The organism is Mycobacterium sp. E787, from assembly GCF_001668725.1.
Taxonomy (GTDB): domain Bacteria; phylum Actinomycetota; class Actinomycetes; order Mycobacteriales; family Mycobacteriaceae; genus Mycobacterium.
The window spans coordinates 25,860-41,617 of record NZ_LZKL01000014.1; the positions used below are offsets into that span (position 1 = coordinate 25,860).

13 protein-coding genes and 1 pseudogene are annotated in these 15,758 nt (G+C 70.4%); 8 read left to right on the forward strand and 6 right to left on the reverse strand.

Annotated elements, in window-relative coordinates:
- Positions 1–60: 60 nt before the first annotated feature.
- Positions 61–471 (reverse strand): F420-dependent biliverdin reductase, encoded by a 411-nt coding sequence (locus tag A5705_RS01575; RefSeq protein WP_067872813.1) that lies wholly within the window; start codon positions 469–471, stop codon positions 61–63.
- A 35-nt stretch (positions 472–506) separates the two neighbouring features.
- On the opposite strand from A5705_RS01575, the gene A5705_RS01580 reads away from it, so the two are divergent.
- Genes A5705_RS01580 through A5705_RS01595 form a run of 4 tightly spaced genes read left to right on the forward strand, consistent with a single transcriptional unit; the run spans position 507 to position 3,896 of the window.
- On the forward strand, positions 507–1,256 hold the full coding sequence (locus A5705_RS01580; RefSeq protein WP_067872810.1) for an SDR family NAD(P)-dependent oxidoreductase: 750 nt from the start codon (positions 507–509) through the stop codon (positions 1,254–1,256).
- Complete coding sequence (locus A5705_RS01585; RefSeq protein ID WP_067872807.1) at positions 1,253–2,422, forward strand: bifunctional cobalt-precorrin-7 (C(5))-methyltransferase/cobalt-precorrin-6B (C(15))-methyltransferase; 1,170 nt, start codon at positions 1,253–1,255, stop codon at positions 2,420–2,422. Before A5705_RS01580 ends, A5705_RS01585 begins: the two co-directional genes overlap by 4 nt.
- Positions 2,419–3,171, forward strand: coding sequence for a precorrin-4 C(11)-methyltransferase (gene cobM, locus A5705_RS01590; protein ID WP_068274802.1), 753 nt, complete (start codon positions 2,419–2,421; stop codon positions 3,169–3,171). Before A5705_RS01585 ends, cobM begins: the two co-directional genes overlap by 4 nt.
- The gene (locus tag A5705_RS01595; protein WP_068274805.1) at positions 3,171–3,896 is read left to right on the forward strand and encodes a cobalt-precorrin-6A reductase; all 726 of its coding nucleotides are present in this window, start codon (positions 3,171–3,173) and stop codon (positions 3,894–3,896) included. The genes cobM and A5705_RS01595 overlap by 1 nt, the downstream gene beginning before the upstream one ends.
- Here A5705_RS01595 and sigC read toward each other — a convergent pair.
- Together sigC and A5705_RS28830 are read right to left on the reverse strand one after the other, a co-directional pair.
- Positions 3,893–4,447 carry an RNA polymerase sigma factor SigC gene (sigC, locus tag A5705_RS28355; protein WP_231982347.1) on the reverse strand — a complete coding sequence of 185 codons (555 nt, stop codon included), beginning with the start codon at positions 4,445–4,447 and terminating at the stop codon, positions 3,893–3,895. The genes A5705_RS01595 and sigC overlap by 4 nt on opposite strands.
- A 183-nt stretch (positions 4,448–4,630) precedes the next feature.
- Positions 4,631–5,266 (reverse strand): annotated as a pseudogene (locus A5705_RS28830) (DUF2275 domain-containing protein); the annotation flags it as partial.
- Between the two features lie 138 nt (positions 5,267–5,404).
- Here A5705_RS28830 and A5705_RS01605 point away from each other — a divergent pair.
- The 3 genes from A5705_RS01605 to A5705_RS01615 all read left to right on the forward strand — a co-directional run bounded on the left by A5705_RS01605 (position 5,405) and on the right by A5705_RS01615 (position 10,555).
- Positions 5,405–6,928, forward strand: coding sequence for a PPE domain-containing protein (locus A5705_RS01605; RefSeq protein WP_068274810.1), 1,524 nt, complete (start codon positions 5,405–5,407; stop codon positions 6,926–6,928).
- 211 nt (positions 6,929–7,139) lie between these two features.
- Positions 7,140–7,571, forward strand: coding sequence for an MmpS family transport accessory protein (locus A5705_RS01610; RefSeq protein ID WP_068274813.1), 432 nt, complete (start codon positions 7,140–7,142; stop codon positions 7,569–7,571).
- The gene (locus A5705_RS01615) at positions 7,568–10,555 is read left to right on the forward strand and encodes an RND family transporter (protein ID WP_082956233.1); all 2,988 of its coding nucleotides are present in this window, start codon (positions 7,568–7,570) and stop codon (positions 10,553–10,555) included. Before A5705_RS01610 ends, A5705_RS01615 begins: the two co-directional genes overlap by 4 nt.
- On the opposite strand, the gene A5705_RS01620 is transcribed toward A5705_RS01615, so the two are convergent.
- From A5705_RS01620 to cobG, 3 genes are read right to left on the reverse strand one after another with little or no spacing between them, the layout of a single operon-like run.
- Positions 10,530–12,011 carry a precorrin-2 C(20)-methyltransferase gene (locus A5705_RS01620; protein WP_068274816.1) on the reverse strand — a complete coding sequence of 494 codons (1,482 nt, stop codon included), beginning with the start codon at positions 12,009–12,011 and terminating at the stop codon, positions 10,530–10,532. The two genes, A5705_RS01615 and A5705_RS01620, sit on opposite strands and share 26 nt — an antisense overlap.
- Positions 12,008–12,634: a precorrin-8X methylmutase gene (locus A5705_RS01625; protein ID WP_068274819.1), complete on the reverse strand. Its 627-nt coding sequence runs from the start codon at positions 12,632–12,634 to the stop codon at positions 12,008–12,010. The genes A5705_RS01620 and A5705_RS01625 overlap by 4 nt, the downstream gene beginning before the upstream one ends.
- Positions 12,635–12,638: 4 nt before the next feature.
- Positions 12,639–13,760: a precorrin-3B synthase gene (gene cobG / locus A5705_RS01630; RefSeq protein WP_068274980.1), complete on the reverse strand. Its 1,122-nt coding sequence runs from the start codon at positions 13,758–13,760 to the stop codon at positions 12,639–12,641.
- Positions 13,761–13,887: 127 nt separating this feature from the next.
- Between cobG and A5705_RS01635 the strand changes: the two genes are divergently transcribed.
- Entirely contained in the window at positions 13,888–15,702 is a 1,815-nt protein-coding gene (locus A5705_RS01635; RefSeq protein WP_197521224.1) for a nuclear transport factor 2 family protein, read from the forward strand.
- Positions 15,703–15,758 lie beyond the last annotated feature (56 nt).

Here is a 15,758-nt window from a genome sequence, read left to right on the forward strand (position 1 = left end):
AGATTTGCGCGAAGATTCTGCTACGAGCGGGCTTGTGGCATCGGCCTGATCTAATCTGAGCTACTCGCCCCGGTCCAACAGATCCGACGACCCCAACACCCGCTCGATCTGCACCTCGATGACCACCCGCCGCGGATTCGGACGCGGGGTGCGGTAGCGCTGGGCGTAGCGCAACTCGGCATCCCGCACGGCGTCGGCGTCGCTGTTCACCTTGGACCGGCCCTCCAGCGACAGCCAGCGGGCGCCGTCGACCTGGCTCAGCACCGCCACCCCGGCGCGGTCGGCGTTGACGGCCTTCTGGGAGCCGCCGGTGGTGATCACCCGGGCGATGTGGGTCTTGGGGTCGAAGGTGAAACCCACCGCAACCACATGCGGGGAATTGTCGGCCCGCAGCGTGGTCAGCATCGCCAGGTGACGTTCGGACAGGAAGGCCAGCGCATCGTCGGTCAGCCGCGTAGTGGTATTCGCCATCAACGCCCACGCTAGCGCAGGTCATAATCGCAGCCGTGGACGACACGGGCGCGGGTCCGATACTGATCCTGGGCGGCCGCAGCGAAATCGGCATCGAGCTCGCGCGCCGGCTGGCCCCCGGGGCGACGGTGGTGCTGGCCGCACGCAAGGCCGACGAGCTCGTCGACGAGGTCGCGACGGTCAAGGCCGCAGGGGCCGCGGCGGTGCACACCACGGAATTCGACGCCGACGACCTGGCCTCGCACGGGCCGCTGATCGACTCGATCGTCGCCCAACACGGACCGATCGGCACCGCGGTGCTGGCCTTCGGAATCCTGGGCGATCAGTCCCGCGCCGAGAGCGACGCCACCCACGCGGTGTCGATCGTCCAGACCGACTACGTCGACCAGGTCAGCATCCTCACCCACCTGGCCGCCGCCATGCGTGCCGCCGGCCGCGGCTCCCTGGTGGTGTTTTCCTCGGTGGCGGGCGTGCGCGTCCGACGCGCCAACTACGTCTACGGCTCGGCCAAGGCCGGCCTGGACGGCTTCGCCAGCGGGCTGGCCGACGCCCTGCACGGCAGCGGGGTCAGCCTGCTGATCGCGCGCCCGGGCTTCGTCATCGGGCGCATGACCGAAGGCATGCGGCCGGCGCCGCTGTCCAGCACCCCGGAGCAGGTGGCCGCCGCGACCGCACGCGCGCTGCGCAAGGGGCGAAGCACGGTTTGGATTCCGTGGTCATTGCGGCCGATGTTCTTCGTGATGCGGCTGCTGCCGCAGTTCGTCTGGCGCAGGATGCCGCGATGATCGTCGTTGTCGGCATCGGCGCCGACGGCATGGCGGGGCTCGCCGAGACATCGCGCGTCGAATTGCAAGATGCCACAGTCATTTACGGGTCGAGGCGCCAGCTCGACCTGCTCGACGACACGGTAACCGCACCGCGACACGAGTGGCCGTCGCCGATGCTGCCCGCACTGGAGGCTCTGCTCGACGACAATGACGGCGACATCCACGTCGTCGCCAGCGGCGATCCACTGCTGCACGGCATCGGCGGCACGCTGATCCGCCTACACGGCGCGGCCAAAGTCAGGGTGCTGCCTCACGTCTCCTCGGCGACGCTGGCGTGCGCCCGGATGGGATGGAACCTCCACGACACCGAGGTGATCAGCCTGGTCACCGCGCGGCCGCACACCGCGGTGCGCCGCGGAGGCCAGGCGATCGTGCTGTCGAAAAACGCCTCTACACCCAAGGAGCTCGCCGGATTGCTCAATGCGCACGGCCGCGGTGACTCCGAATTCAGCGTGCTCGAAAACCTCGGCGGCCCAACCGAACGCCGCCGCGACGGCACCGCGCGCCAGTGGGCGGACACGCGGTATGAGGTCGACGACCTCAACCTCGTCGCCGTCCGCTACCTGCCCGACGACCGCATGTCGCCGTACCCCGATGACGCGTTCGCCCACGACGGACAGATCACCAAACACGGGATGCGGGCGGTGACCCTGGCTTCGCTGGCGCCGCGACCCGGCGAGCGACTGTGGGACGTCGGCGCCGGCTCCGGCAGCATCAGCGTCGAATGGTGCCTGAGCTGGCCGGGTTGCAGCGCTGTGGCGTTCGAGCGCGACGAGCGCCGCCGACTCAACGTCGAAGCCAATGCCGCTGCCTTCGGCGTCGGCATCGAGGTCCACGGCGAGGCGCCGGAGGCGTTCGACGGCGCCGAACCCCCGTCGGCGATCTTCATCGGCGGCGGCGTGACCCAACCGGGTCTGCTCGACGCCTGCCTCGACCGCCTCATCCGCGGGGGGCGGCTGGTCGTGAACGCCGTCACCGCCGAATCGGAAGCCCTTATCACGCAGTACTATTCGCGGCTCGGCGGTCAGCTCAAACGCTGCCAGCATTACCAGGGCGAGCCGCTCGGCGGCTTCACCGGGTGGCGCCCGCAGATGCCGGTCACGCAATGGACGATGACGAAATGACGGTGTACTTCATCGGCGCCGGCCCCGGCGCCGCCGACCTCATCACGGTCCGCGGTCAACGGCTCCTCGCAGCGTGCACCACCTGCCTCTACGCGGGCTCGATCATGCCCGACGACCTGCTGGCGCTGTGCCCGCCCGGCGCGAAAATCGTTGACACCGGCCCGTTGACGCTGGAGCGGATCGTCGCCGAGATCGCCGAGGCTCACGCCGCCGGCCAGGACGTGGCGCGGCTGCACTCCGGTGACCCGTCGCTGTACAGCGCGCTGGCCGAGCAGTGTCGCCGGCTGGACGCGCTGGGCATCGACTACGAAATCGTCCCGGGCGTACCGGCTTTCGTCGCGGCCGCGGCCGCCTTGAAGCGCGAGCTCACCGTCCCCGGGGTGGCGCAGACGGTGACGCTGACCCGGGTGGCGACCCTGTCGACGCCCATGCCGGCCGGCGAAGAGCTGCAAACCCTTGCACTAACCGGCGGCACTCTGGTCCTGCACCTGGCCGCCGCCCAGATCGACACCATCGTCCCGCAGCTGCTCACTGCCCATCGGGCCGAAACACCCACCGCCGTGGTGGCTTTCGCCAGCTGGCCTCAGCAGACGGTGCTGCGCGGCACGCTGGCCGACATCGCCGGCCAGATGCACGACGCCGGCATCACCAAGACCGCGGTCATCATCGTCGGCGATGTGCTGGCCGCCGAGGGATTCACCGACAGCTACCTGTACTCGACCGGGCGGAACCGGGGGAGCCGGCACTGATGCGGGTTCTGCTGCTGGGCGGCACATCCGAGGCCCGCGCCCTGGCGAAAACGCTGCACCCGCGGGTCGACATCGTCAGCTCGCTGGCCGGTCGCGTCCCCGATCCGGCCCTGCCGGTCGGCCCGGTGCGCGTCGGCGGCTTCGGCGGCGTCGACGGGCTCAAGCGGTGGCTGCGGGACGAACACATCGACGCCGTCGTCGACGCCACCCATCCGTTCGCGGCGACCATGACGGCGCACGCCGCCGAAGCGTGCGGGCAACTGAACATGCCCCACCTGGTCTTGGCCCGCCCGGCCTGGGAGCCCGGGGGCGCAATCGTCGTCGAGTCGGATGCCGTGGCGGCGGAAACGATTGCAAGGCAAGCCTATTCGCGGGTCTTTCTCACCACCGGCCGCTCGGGCGTCACGGCCTTCACCGCAAGCGACGCGTGGTTTCTGATCCGCGCGGTCACCGCGCCGGATGCCGACGTGCTGCCGCGGCGTCACCGGCTGCTGTTGTCGCGCGGGCCGTATCGCTACGACGACGAACTCGCGCTGATGCGCGAGCATCGCATCGGCGCGCTGGTCACCAAGAACAGTGGGGGCGAAATGACCCGCGCCAAGCTGGATGCCGCTGAGGCGCTGGGTGTTCCGGTGGTGATGGTGGCCAGGCCGCCGCTACCGCCACGGGTGGCGGCGGTGGGCACGGTCGAAGACGCCGCCAAATGGGTTGAAGCGCTGAGTTAGCCCGTCAGGTCTTCGCGTTCCATGTCGGCCAGCAGCGCGTCGCGGGCGCGTGCGACGCGGGACCGGATGGTCCCCACCGGGCAGCCGCACACCGCGGCGGCGTCGGCGTACGGCAGCCCCAGCAGCTGGGTGAGCAGCAGCGCTTCGCGCTGCTCGGTCGTGAGGTTGGCGATCAACGCGGTCACCTCGACGAGGTCCTCGAATCCGCGGGCATGCCGGTCGCCGCTGAGGAAGTGGTCGGGATCGGCGCCGGCGGCGGCGCGCGGCCGGGACTGCGCGTGGCGGATGTGATCGGCCACCACCCGGCGCGCGATCGCCAGCAACCAGGTTCGGGCGCTGGACCGGCCGGAGAAGCGCTCGATCGCGCCGATGGCCCGCAGGAACGTTTCCTGCGTCAGGTCGTCGGCGCTGCCCGCGTCGCACAGGTAGGCGACGAACCGCCACACGTCCTGCTGGGTCGCCTTGATGAACGCCTCGAGCGCTCGCTCGTTCCCGCGCGCGGCGGCCAAGGCAAGCTCGGTAACGGCCTCGTCGTCGCTTGACGCGGTCATGGCCAACCACCTTCGTTGTGCGGGCGCCGTCAGTCTACGACCGTCTGTCGTAGACAGCGCGGTGGGGTGCTGAGGCGTGCGGTTGATCGGCCACAGATGCCGGTGCCGCCGGCCGCCGGGCGCCTCCGCCGGCCACCCGGGATCGTCGGCGTCGTTGCCGGAGCTGCGCGGCCGGCGGGTGCGCGCGTGTTCGCGAGCCACCAGCAAGGCGAACACCAGGCCCAGCAGCAGCGGCATGTGGCTGGCGATGCGCGTCGCGGTCACCTCGCCGGCGAGCGCGTCGACGACCACGTAACTCAGCAGCGCGACGGAGTACACGCCGGTGATGGCCGCGACGCCGATCGCGGTGGCCGGCCAGACGCCCGCGCCGATCATGGCCAGGCCCAACGCCAGCAACCACGCGGTGGATTCGTGCATCAGGTGCTCGCCCGACATGGCTCCGTGCATGTGGCTCGCCACCATCCCGAAATCGATGCCGCTGATCTGCGCGGCCGCGATCGCCACCTGAAACACGCCGACCCCGATCAGCCCCCAGCGCCGGTAGCGCGACCGCAACCAGCGCGTCGAGCGGTGATAAGCGGGGGATTGCTGGTCGAGCCGGGCCATGATCTTGTCCACCAGGTCCGGGCCCTCGCCCGGCTCGACAGAAGCCAGCCGACGAGTCTGCACCGCCGCGCCGATCAGCCAGGCGCGGCAACCACGACACGATTCCAGGTGGGCATCGACCTGTTGCGCGAGCACCTGTGGACGTTCGCCGTCCAGTCGCGCAGAAAGCGCCTCACGCGCAACGTCACACCGCATCCCTGCATCGTTGCGCATGCCAGGTCGGCGCGCAAAGGCCGCGAAAGCCACACCCCGGGAACCAAACCGTCCGGCAAACCGACCACTGAAGACAAGCCCGCCCGCCGCGACGACCCCCGAGGAGGTGTTCGTGTTCCTGCCCGACGGCCCCCGACGATGACCGCCCCGATCTGGATCGCCCTGCCGCCCGAGGTGCAATCCGCGTTGCTCAACAGCGGCCCGGGTTCGGGCCCGCTGCTCGCGGCCGCGGAGGCGTGGTCGGCGCTGGGCACCGAATATGCCGACGCGGCAGACGAACTCGTCGGGCTGCTGGGAGCGGTGCAGGGCGCGTGGGATGGTCCCAGCGCCGAACGCTATGTGGTCGCCCACGGGCCGTATCTGAGCTGGCTGCTCGAGAACGCTTCCAAAAGCACGCTCGCCGCGTCGTCGCACCGGACGGCGGCGGCCGCCCACGCCGCCGCGTTGACCACCATGCCGACGCTCGCCGAACTCGCCGCAAACCACGCCACCCATTCGGCGCTCGTGGCAACGAACTTCTTCGGCATCAACAGCATCCCGATCGCGGTGAACGAGGCCGACTACGCGCGCATGTGGCTGCTGGCGGCCGAAACCATGACCGGCTACCAAGCCGTCACCGATTCGGCCCTGGCGGCGGTCCCGACGGCCACGCCGGCGCCGGGGATCGTCGCGGCGGGTGAAGAGGCCAGGAGCGCGGCGGCCAACGCCGGCGCCTCGTGGCAGGACCAGCTCGCCGCGCTCATCCAGCAATACACCCGCAACTTCGCGTGGCCGGTGTCGAAGGACCTCAACCCCGCCGGATGGCCCGTCCCCGCCGTCCCGTTCGCCAACGGGCTCGCGTCGGCGCTGATGCAGGTTCCCGGAATGTCACCGTCCCTTGCCGGCGCGCTGGCCTGGGCCACCTTCCACACCCTGATGATCTTCTGGCCCTTCGGGCAGCAGGCGGTCCAGCTCGCCATCTCGCTTGCCACCGTCGCGGGCGCGGGTGCGGCGGCGGGTGCCGCGGCCGGGGCCGGCATCGCGGTCCCGGTGTCGGTGGCCACCTCCCCGCCGACGGGCGTGGCCGCGCCGGCTCCCGCGGCCGACAAGCCGGCCCCCGCCCCCGCGGCCGCCGCCTCGGCAAGCGCGGGCGGCGACGCACCCGTGCCCGGCCCCGCGGCGCCCGGCCAAACCCTCGGCCCGGGCGGGGGATCCGCCGGTGGCGGGCCGGGGGTCGGGTTCGGTCCGGCGGCGTCGACGGGCCTCGGTGCGGGCCTGTCCGACGTCCATTACGCCGTCGGCCTCTCCGGCTTGTCGGCACGCGGTAGCGCGGCCGGTCGCGCCCGTCGCAGCGCCGAGGAACCAGCGCCCGACGACGTCGACGCGCCGGCCCCCGCCGCGGCCGACCCGAAGCCGGCCCGCGCCCGCCGGCGTCGCGTGGCGACGGTCACAGACCCCGCCCACCGCCACGAATTCATGGATGTGGCCCGGCCGGACTCGCAAGGGGCCCTCCTCCCGGGGCGGGGCGGGCAACCGGTCGGATTCGCCGGGGCCGCAGCCCAATCCGGCGTGCCCGGGGCCCTCGGGCTGGCGACGCTGACCGGCGCGGCGGGCGACGGCGGCCCGGTGCTGCCGATGCTGCCCGGCGGCTGGGGCGGCCATTCGCCCAATCCGGCTGAATAACAAGCAGTCCCGTTTCTCGACGTTCGCGGCCCGGGCCACGACGCGGGGCGGCAAATACCCTAGGGGGTATGGTATAACTTGAGCTGCGGGTTGAAGCCGCGGCTCGCGGGTACGTAGGGCCTCCTGCAGGCCGAATGGCCCTATCGGCCCCGGCGACGCGGGCCGAGACTCCGCACAGGACGACTGTGCACACGAGCGAAAGGGAACGTCAGTGTCCACGTTTCTCAAGCGGGCGTGGGTGCCGCTCGTCGTCGTGGTGGCGGTTGCCCTCGGGGGTGTCGCCGTCTATCGGCTCCGCGGCGTTTTCGGCTCCGACGCCATTTTCACCGCGACGGGCAGCAGCGCCGAACCGCTCGAGCCGTCCCATGTCAAGCGGGTGACGTACGAGGTTTACGGGCCCAGCGACACCACCGGAACCGTGAGCTACCTGGACACCAAGGCCCAGCCGGAACAGGCGAGCTTCACCGGCCTGCCCTGGACCTTCACGATCACGACGACGGTGCCGGCGGTGCTGGCCAGCGTGGTGGCGCAGGGCGACAGCGACGACATCGGGTGCCGCATCACCGTCAACGGTGAGCTCAAGGACGAAAGGTCCTCGGCCGGGCACCACGCGCAAACCTCCTGTCTGGTGAAGGCCGCATGAACGCCGCCGACGCGGACAATCAGGCCCGCCCGAAATTCATGCGGTTCGTCCGCAGATTCGCGTGGCCCATCATCATCGGCTGGCTACTCCTGACGGCCGCTCTGAATGTGCTTGTGCCGCCGATCGAGTCGGTAGCGCGCAAGCACGCGGTCACCATGTCACCCCAGGACGCGCCCGCGATGATCGCCGCCAAACGCATCGGCGCGACGTTCCACGAATCCGATTCGGACAGCATCGCGATGATCGTCCTCGAAAGCGATCAACCACTCGGCGATGCGGCGCACCGCTATTACGACGGCCTCGTTGAGAAACTGCAGGCCGACCCCAAGCACGTGCAGCACGTGCAGAACGTGTGGGGAGACCCGCTGACGGCCGCCGGCGTCCAAAGCCGCGACGGCAAAGCCGCTTACGTCCAACTCAACCTGGCCGGCAACCAGGGCAGCACGCTGGGCAACCAGTCCGTCGACGCGGTGCGCAAGATCGTCGACAAGTCAGAGCCCCCCAAGGGACTCAAGGTCTACGTCACCGGTCCGGCGCCGCTGACGACGGACATGAACGAGGCCGCCGACAAGAGCATGTTCAAGATGATGGGCGTCACCGGCGTGGTCATCATGATCATGCTCTTCATCGCCTATCGGTCGATCAGCACCGTGCTGCTGGTGCTCGTGATGGTCGGTTTCGAGATGGGCACGGCGCGAGGGCTCGTCGCGCTGCTCGGGAACAACGAACTGCTCGGCTTCTCCACGTTCGTGGTGGCGATGCTGTCGTCGTTGGCGATCGCGGCGGGAACCGATTACGCGATCTTCCTCATCGGTCGTTACCAGGAGGCTCGTCAGGCCGGCCAGGACCGAGAAACCGCCTGGTACACGATGTTCCGCGGGACCTCGCACATCATCCTGGGGTCGGGGCTGACGATCGCCGGGGCCACGTTCTGCCTGCACCTGGCGCGGCTGTCGTACTTCAAGGCGCTGGGCATCCCGTCGGCCCTGGGGCTGCTCGTCGTCGTCGCGGGAGCAATGACGGCGGCGCCCGCCGTGGTCGCGGTGGCCAGCCGGTTCGGATTGCTCGACCCGAGGCGGATGATCAAGACGCGCGGGTGGCGGCGCATGGGCACCGCGACGGTGCGCTGGCCCGGCCCGGTGTTCGCGGCCTCGCTCGCCATCGCCATCGTCGGCATCCTCGTCATGCCGACCATGAAGATCAGCTTCAACGACCGCTACTACATACCCGCCGGCGTGCCGTCGAATGTCGGATACGCCGCCGCCGAGCGCCATTTCAGCGCCGCCACCATGAATCCCGACATCCTGATGATCGAGAGCGATCACGACATGCGCAACAGCGGTGACATGATCATCCTCGACCGCCTTGCCAAAGACATCTTCCGGTCGCCCGGGATCGCGATGGTGCAAAGCATCACCCGCCCGCTGGGCGGGCCGATCGAGCACACGTCGATACCGTTCCAGATCAGCGCTCAAGCCATTCCGATCCAGCAGAACCTCCAATTCATGAGGGACCGGACGGCCGACATGCTCAAGATGAGCGACGACCTCGGCGCCATGATCGGCTCGATGGAGCGCATGCAGGGCCTGCTGGGGCAGATGAGCAGCGCGACGCATCACATGGTCGGCGACATGGGCGACATGCAGGCCACGCTGAACGAGATGCGGGACCATCTGGCGGACTTCGACGATTTCGCCAGACCCTTCCGCAGCTATTTGTATTGGGAGCCACACTGTTTCAACATCCCGGTGTGTTGGGCGTCGCGATCGGTGTTCGAGGCGATCGACGGGGTGGACAAGTTCAGCGCCAACATGAGCACGCTGATCAAGGACATGGACAACGTCGACGCGATCATGCCCGAGATGCTGGCCCAGTTCCCGCCGATGATCGCCGTCGCCAAGTCGATGCAGGGAACCTTGCTGACCATGCACAGCAGCTTTTCGGGCCTCGTCACGCAGATGGCCCAGATGACCGACACGGCCAGCGCGATGGGCCAGGCCTTCGACGCCTCCAGGAGCGGCGACTACTTCTACCTCCCGCCGGAAGCGTTCCAGAACCCCGACTTTCGGCGCGGCCTGAAACTCTTCCTGTCGCCGGACGGTAAGGCCGCGCGGTTCATCATCACCCACGACGCCGACCCGGCGACCCCGGCGGGCATCGCCGCGGTCAAGCCCGCGCTCGACGCCGCGCACCAAGCGGTGAAGGGCACGACGCTCACCGGCGCCAAGTTCTACCTCGCCGGGACGGCGGCGATCTACCGCGACATCCAGTCCGGTTCGAACTACGACCTGCTGATAGTCGGAATCGCGGCTCTCACGTTGATTTTCGTGGTCATGGTGATCATCACGCGGGCGCTGGTCGCTTCGTTGGTGATCGTCGGCACGGTGCTGCTGTCGCTGGGCGCGGCGTTCGGGCTGTCGGTGCTGGTGTGGCAGCACCTCTTCGGGCTGGAATTGAACTGGATCGCACCGGTGTTCGGATTGATCATCCTGCTGGCCGTCGGATCCGACTACAACCTGCTGTTGGTGTCGCGGTTCCAGGAGGAGATCGGCGCGGGCCTGCGCACCGGCATCATCCGCTCGATGGGGGAGACCGGCGGCGTGGTCACGGCGGCGGGCCTGGTGTTCGCGTTCACCATGATGTCGATGGCCGCCAGCGATCTGCGCTCGATCGGCCAGGCGGGCACCACGATCGGCCTCGGCCTGCTGTTCGACACCCTGGTCGTGCGTTCCTTCATGACGCCGTCGATCGCCGCGCTGCTCGGGCGCTGGTTCTGGTGGCCGCAACGCGTGCGGCCGCGCCCGGCCAGTTACATGCTGCGCCCCTTCGGACCGCGTAGGTTGGTGCGCGCCCTACTGCTGGGTGAGGAGGCGGATCGGGCGCCCCGGCCGCAGCGACCCGACGGCCGGGAACCCGCTCCCGACGGGATGGCGTATTCGGGTCTCGACGGTTCGCGCGTCACCTCGGGTAGCGCCGGGGGGTGAACACCCGGTCACCGAAATCGTCGGCATACCACTGGGTTTGCGACGATCCGACGATCAGCAGGCAGCGCATGTCGACCTCGGCGGGGTCGAGGTCGGCCAGCCGAACCACGCGCACGTCCTCCTCGGGCCCGGACACGTCACGGCCGATCACCACCGGCGTCCCCGGTTCGCGGTGGGCCATCAACACGTCGCGCATCGCGCCGACCTGCCACGTGCGCGCCTTGGAAGCCGGGTTGTAGATCGCCAGCACCAGATCGGCGGCCGCGGCGGCGGCCAGCCGCGCCGAGATCACCTCCCACGGCTTGAGCCGGTCGGACAGCGAGATCACCGCGTAGTCGTGACCCAGCGGGGCGCCGACCCGGCTGGCGACGGCCTGCGCGGCCGTCATCGCGGGAATCACCCGGATCCGCACTGACGGCCACTGTTTGGCTTCCTCGAGCACCGCGGTCGCCATCGCGAACACGCCCGGGTCGCCCGACGACACCACCGCGACGGTGTGCCCCTGCTCGGCCAGCGCGCACGCCAGCCGCGCCCGCGCGGGTTCGTCGGTGTTGTCGCTGGGGTGGCGCCGCTGCCCGTCGCGGACCGGCACCCGATCCAGGTAGCCGCCGTAGCCGATCAAATCGGTCGCGGCGGCCAGCTCGCGTCGGCTCTGCGGCGTCATCCAGTCGCCCGAACCGGGCCCCAGGCCGACGACGGCGACGCTGCCCGCCGGCACCGGCCGGCGGTGTCCCCGGCGCCCACCCGGCAGCATGGCCAGCGAAAAGTAGGGCACGCCGATCTCGTCGACGTCCGCGGCGGCCAGGATCCGCTGCCCCGACGTGCTGGCGCGCTCGACGTAGAACGCGTCGTCAAGCTGCCCGTTCGCCGAAAGCGCCTCGCGCACAGCGGGATAGGAGCGGCCGAGCTTGAGCACGACGGCGGCGTCGGCGTCGGCGAGCCGCCGCGTCAGTTCGGCCACCGGCAGGGTGCCCGGCAGCACCGACAGCACCTCGTCGCCGGCCACCAGCGGCGTCGCGATTGCCGCTGAGGCGGCGCTGACCGACGTGACGCCCGGCACGATGACCGCGTTGAACCGCTCCGTCAGCCGGGTGTGCAGGTGCATGTAGGAGCTGTAGAACAGCGGATCACCCTCGGCCAGCAGCGCCACATCGCGGCCCGCGTCGAGGTGCTCGGCGATGCGCCGCGTCGACTCGGCGTAGAAGTCCTCGAGCGCGCCCGCGTAGCCGCCGGGATGGTCGGTGGCCTCGGTGGTCACCGGATAGACCAGGTGCTCCTCGATCTGGCCGGGCCGGAGGTACGGCTCGGCGATTCCCCGGGCGATGCTGCGGCCGTGCCGGGCGCTGTGGTAGGCCACCACGTCGGCCTCGCCGATCAGCCGGGCGGCCTTGACCGTCACCAACTCGGGGTCGCCGGGCCCCAAGCCGACGCCCCAGAGCGTGCCTCGTGCCCTCATTCCGCGTCGCTCGCGATCGCGTTGACCGCGGCGGCGGCCATCGCGCTGCCGCCGCGTCGGCCCCGCACCACCAGATAGGACATCCGGCGCGGACGGTCGATCAGCTCCTGTTTGGACTGCGCGGACCCGACGAACCCGACCGGCCCGCCGAGCACGGCCGCCGGCGGTGCGACCCCCTCGTCGATCAGCTCGAGTAGCCGGAACAGCGCGGTGGGGGCGTTGCCGATCGCGAGCACCGCGCCGGGCAGCCGCTCGGCCCACAGTTCCACCCCCGCCGCCGACCGGGTGGTGCGCCGGTGCGCGGCCAGCTCGGCCGCGCGCGGATCGGCCACCAGCGATACCACCTGGTTGTCGGCGGGCAGCCGGGCGGCGGTGATACCCGCCGCCACCATCGACGAATCGCACAGCACCGGGGCGCCGCCGCGCAGCGCGGCACCGGTCCGCGCGACGACGTCGTCGGTGTAGGCGACGTGGTCGGCGACGTCGACCTGCCCGCACGTGTGGATCAACCGAACCACCACCCGCGCGACGTCGGCCGGAAACCGCGCCAGGTCGGCCTCGGCGCGGATGGCCGCGAACGACTGCCGATAGATCTCGGCGGCGTCGCGGATGTAGTCGAGCACCCGCTCACCTTAAGGGCTGGTCACGAAGCAGTCGGTAGCCCTGTCCGGTGGCGACCAGCACCTGTCCTGCCGGCGGGCGGCCGCAGGCGCGCTCGCAGCCGACGAAATGACTGTGCACACCGGCATCCGAGTCCCGCTCCTGCAGCGACAGCGCGGCGTCCGCCCGCACGTCGGCGGCCGAGTGCGCGCACCCCGGGCTGCCGGTGCAGGCGCTGACGCTCAGCCAGGGGGAGTTCTCGTCGAAGATCAGCCCCAGCGGCGCCAGCACGCGAAGCGCGGTGTCCGCGACGGCCTCGTCGAGGTCACACACCAGCACCGACCGCCAGGGCGTGACCACCAGCGGGGCCTCGATGGCGGCCAGGAATTCCGCCGTCCGGGCGGGCAGCACGCCCAGTGGCACCGCGGCGCCCAGCGCCACCCGCCCGTCGTCCTGGTTGATCCACCCGACCGGCCCCTTGGTGACGGGCGGGAACGGCGCGGCGCTCATGTCCGCCTCGGGCAGCAATTCGGCGACGTCCGCCAATTCGTCGACCCGCCAAGCCTTTCCGCGGATTTCGACGAACCGCAGGGCCAGGGCGACCAGTGCCGGCGCCACGTCGCCGGCGGCCAGCCGGACGCCGGTGTCCCGGCCCGCCAGCAGCAGCGCGACCCCGTCGTCCAGCGCGTGCACGCCGACGTCGGCGCCCAGTCCCGAGACGTCGGCGCGGCCGTCGTCGACGCTGAACCAGAACCGGCCACCCAGCTCCGCGAGCCCGGGCTCGGCGCAGATCGCGGCGTCGAGCTCGCGCACCCACCCGCGCACGTCGGCGCGTCCGCCGGCCCGTCCGGACAGCGGTGACGCGACGATGTTGCGGACCCGTTCGTGGGTCGGCGAGGGCAGCAGCCCGGCGCCGGCGATCGCCTCGGCGACCGGCGTGACGTCGGTGAGCCCGCGCACCTGCACGTTCCCCCGGGCGGTCAGCTCGAGCGTTCCCGAGCCGAACTCGTTCGCGACTCCGGCCAACGTCGCGAGCTGGGCGGCGGTGATGCCGCCGCCGGGCAGCCGGACCCGCACCAGCGCCCCGTCCGCGGCCTGATGCGTCTGCAGCGCCCCCGGGCAGGCGTCGGTGTCGCGGGCTCGGACCATCACCACACGGTACGACCGTCCGGCGACAGGCCGGGCGCGCCAGGTCGGGTAGCCGACTACGCTAGCCGCCCGCGACCGCCGCGCCGGACACTGCGAACACCCATTTCTTCCAGGTCAGGAGCGTGGCATGGGACAGCGCGGTGGTCATGCGGTGGTGCTGGGCGCGAGTATGGGCGGCCTTTTGGCGGCCCGCGTGCTCGCCGACTTCTACGACCGGGTGACGGTGGTCGAGCGAGACATCTTGCCCGTCCATCCGATCAACCGGCGCGGCGTCCCCCAGGGCAGGCTGATCCACGCCCTGGCCGCACGCGGCACCCGGGTTCTCGACGAACTTTTCCCCGGCTTCATCGACGAGCTCACGGCCAAGGGCACCGGCATCTGGGCTGACGGGGATTTTTCGAAGGTGCAGATCTCGGTGGGCGGGCATTGCACGCCGTCATCCGGCAGGGCGCCGAACCCGCCCGTGGTCCTGTTCCCGAGCCGCCCCCTGCTGGAGTGGAACGTGCGCCGGCGGGTGCGGACGTTTCCGAACGTCACGTTCCTCGAATGTCACGACGTGGTCGGCCTGACCACGACGCCGGCCCGCGACCGAGTCATCGCGGCCAGGGTGGTGGACCGCGTCCTCGAGCGCGGCAAGACATTGCCCGCCGACCTCGTCGTCGACGCGACCGGGCGAGGATCCCGCACACCGGTCTTCCTGGAGGACCTCGGCTACGGCCGTCCCCGCGAGGACGAGGTAACGGTCCAGCTCGCCTACGCGTGCCAACGGCTGCGCCTGCAGCCCGGGGCCATCCACGAACACATGATCGCCCTCTTTCCCGAGCCGGGGCGAACGAAGATGTTCGGCCTGATCAGAAACGAGAACGACACGTGGATGTTCGGCGTCGGGGCGATGGCCGGACTCCAGCCTCCGGGCGAGACCGCCGAAATGCTCTCGTTCGTCGAGGATTTCGTGCCCGCCCGCGTGCTGGAAGCGCTGCGTGCCGCCGAACCGCTGGACGCGGTGGTGCACCACCGCGTGCCCTCGAACCGGTGGCGGCGTTACGACAAGATGCGCCGCACGCCCGACGGCCTGCTGGTCGTCGGTGACGCGGTGTGCAGCTTCAACCCCATCTACGGGCAGGGCATGACGGTCGCCGCGATCGAGGCGACGGTGCTGCGCGCTTGCCTGCTCCGCGGCGATCGCGACCTGCCGCGACGCTTCTTCCGCGAGTCCGCGAAAACGGTTCGGGTGGCCTGGCAGACCGCCGCCGGCTCCGACCTGGCGCTGCCCGAGGTGGTGGGGCGCAGGACCATGTCGATGCGGATCAGCAACGCCTTCCTGGAGAGGGTGCTGACCGCCGTCGAGGTCGACCCCGTCGTCGCCGGGCAGTTCATGCGGGTCACGGCGATGATCGACCCGCCGACTTCGTTGTTCCGCCCGTCGATTCTGCGGCGCGTCGCCCGCGCCCGGGGCCATCGGCCGACGGATGCCCGACCGGTCGCCGAGGTCTCCGGCGGCCGCGACACCCGGACGCATGTCGAAGTCAACCGCAACCGAGAGAAGGGAATTCAGATGACAACCGACAACATCGAGGTGACCAAGAGTGGCTACGAGGCGTTCACCGCGGGCGACCTCGAAGCGGCGCTGGACGTGTTCGACGACTCCGCCGAGTGGACCATCAACGGCGAGAGCATGATTGGTGGCACCTACCGGGGCAAGAATGAGCTCACCGAACTGTTCATGCGGCTGTCGGAGAAGGCGACCAAAGTCGAGACGAAGCGCTACCTCGCCGACGGTGACGTCGTCATGGTCCTGACCCGGGTGACCGTCGGCGACGAGAGCGCCGACGAAGCCGACGTGTTCGAGTTCCGCAACGGCAAGGTCGTCAAGGCCCACTCGTTCGGCGACACCGCCATGCAGGAGCGCATCTTCGGCAGCAAGCGGGTAGCGGCCGGATAGTGGCTGGAACCTGTCGCTACGCCGGCCCGACCGGCGTAGCGTGCAGGCCAGCGAGA

Excerpts from the sequence above, each read along its gene's own strand:
- A5705_RS01575 (WP_067872813.1), bottom strand. The coding sequence starts at position 471 with ATGGCGAATACCACTACGCGGCTGACCGACGATGCGCTGGCCTTCCTG.
- A5705_RS01585 (WP_067872807.1), top strand. The coding sequence starts at position 1,253 with ATGATCGTCGTTGTCGGCATCGGCGCCGACGGCATGGCGGGGCTCGCC.
- cobM (WP_068274802.1), top strand. The coding sequence starts at position 2,419 with ATGACGGTGTACTTCATCGGCGCCGGCCCCGGCGCCGCCGACCTCATC.
- A5705_RS01595 (WP_068274805.1), top strand. The coding sequence starts at position 3,171 with ATGCGGGTTCTGCTGCTGGGCGGCACATCCGAGGCCCGCGCCCTGGCG.
- sigC (WP_231982347.1), bottom strand. The coding sequence starts at position 4,447 with ATGACCGCGTCAAGCGACGACGAGGCCGTTACCGAGCTTGCCTTGGCC.
- A5705_RS01605 (WP_068274810.1), top strand. The coding sequence starts at position 5,405 with ATGACCGCCCCGATCTGGATCGCCCTGCCGCCCGAGGTGCAATCCGCG.
- A5705_RS01615 (WP_082956233.1), top strand. The coding sequence starts at position 7,568 with ATGAACGCCGCCGACGCGGACAATCAGGCCCGCCCGAAATTCATGCGG.
- A5705_RS01620 (WP_068274816.1), bottom strand. The coding sequence starts at position 12,011 with ATGAGGGCACGAGGCACGCTCTGGGGCGTCGGCTTGGGGCCCGGCGAC.
- cobG (WP_068274980.1), bottom strand. The coding sequence starts at position 13,760 with ATGGTCCGAGCCCGCGACACCGACGCCTGCCCGGGGGCGCTGCAGACG.
- A5705_RS01635 (WP_197521224.1), top strand. The coding sequence starts at position 13,888 with ATGGGACAGCGCGGTGGTCATGCGGTGGTGCTGGGCGCGAGTATGGGC.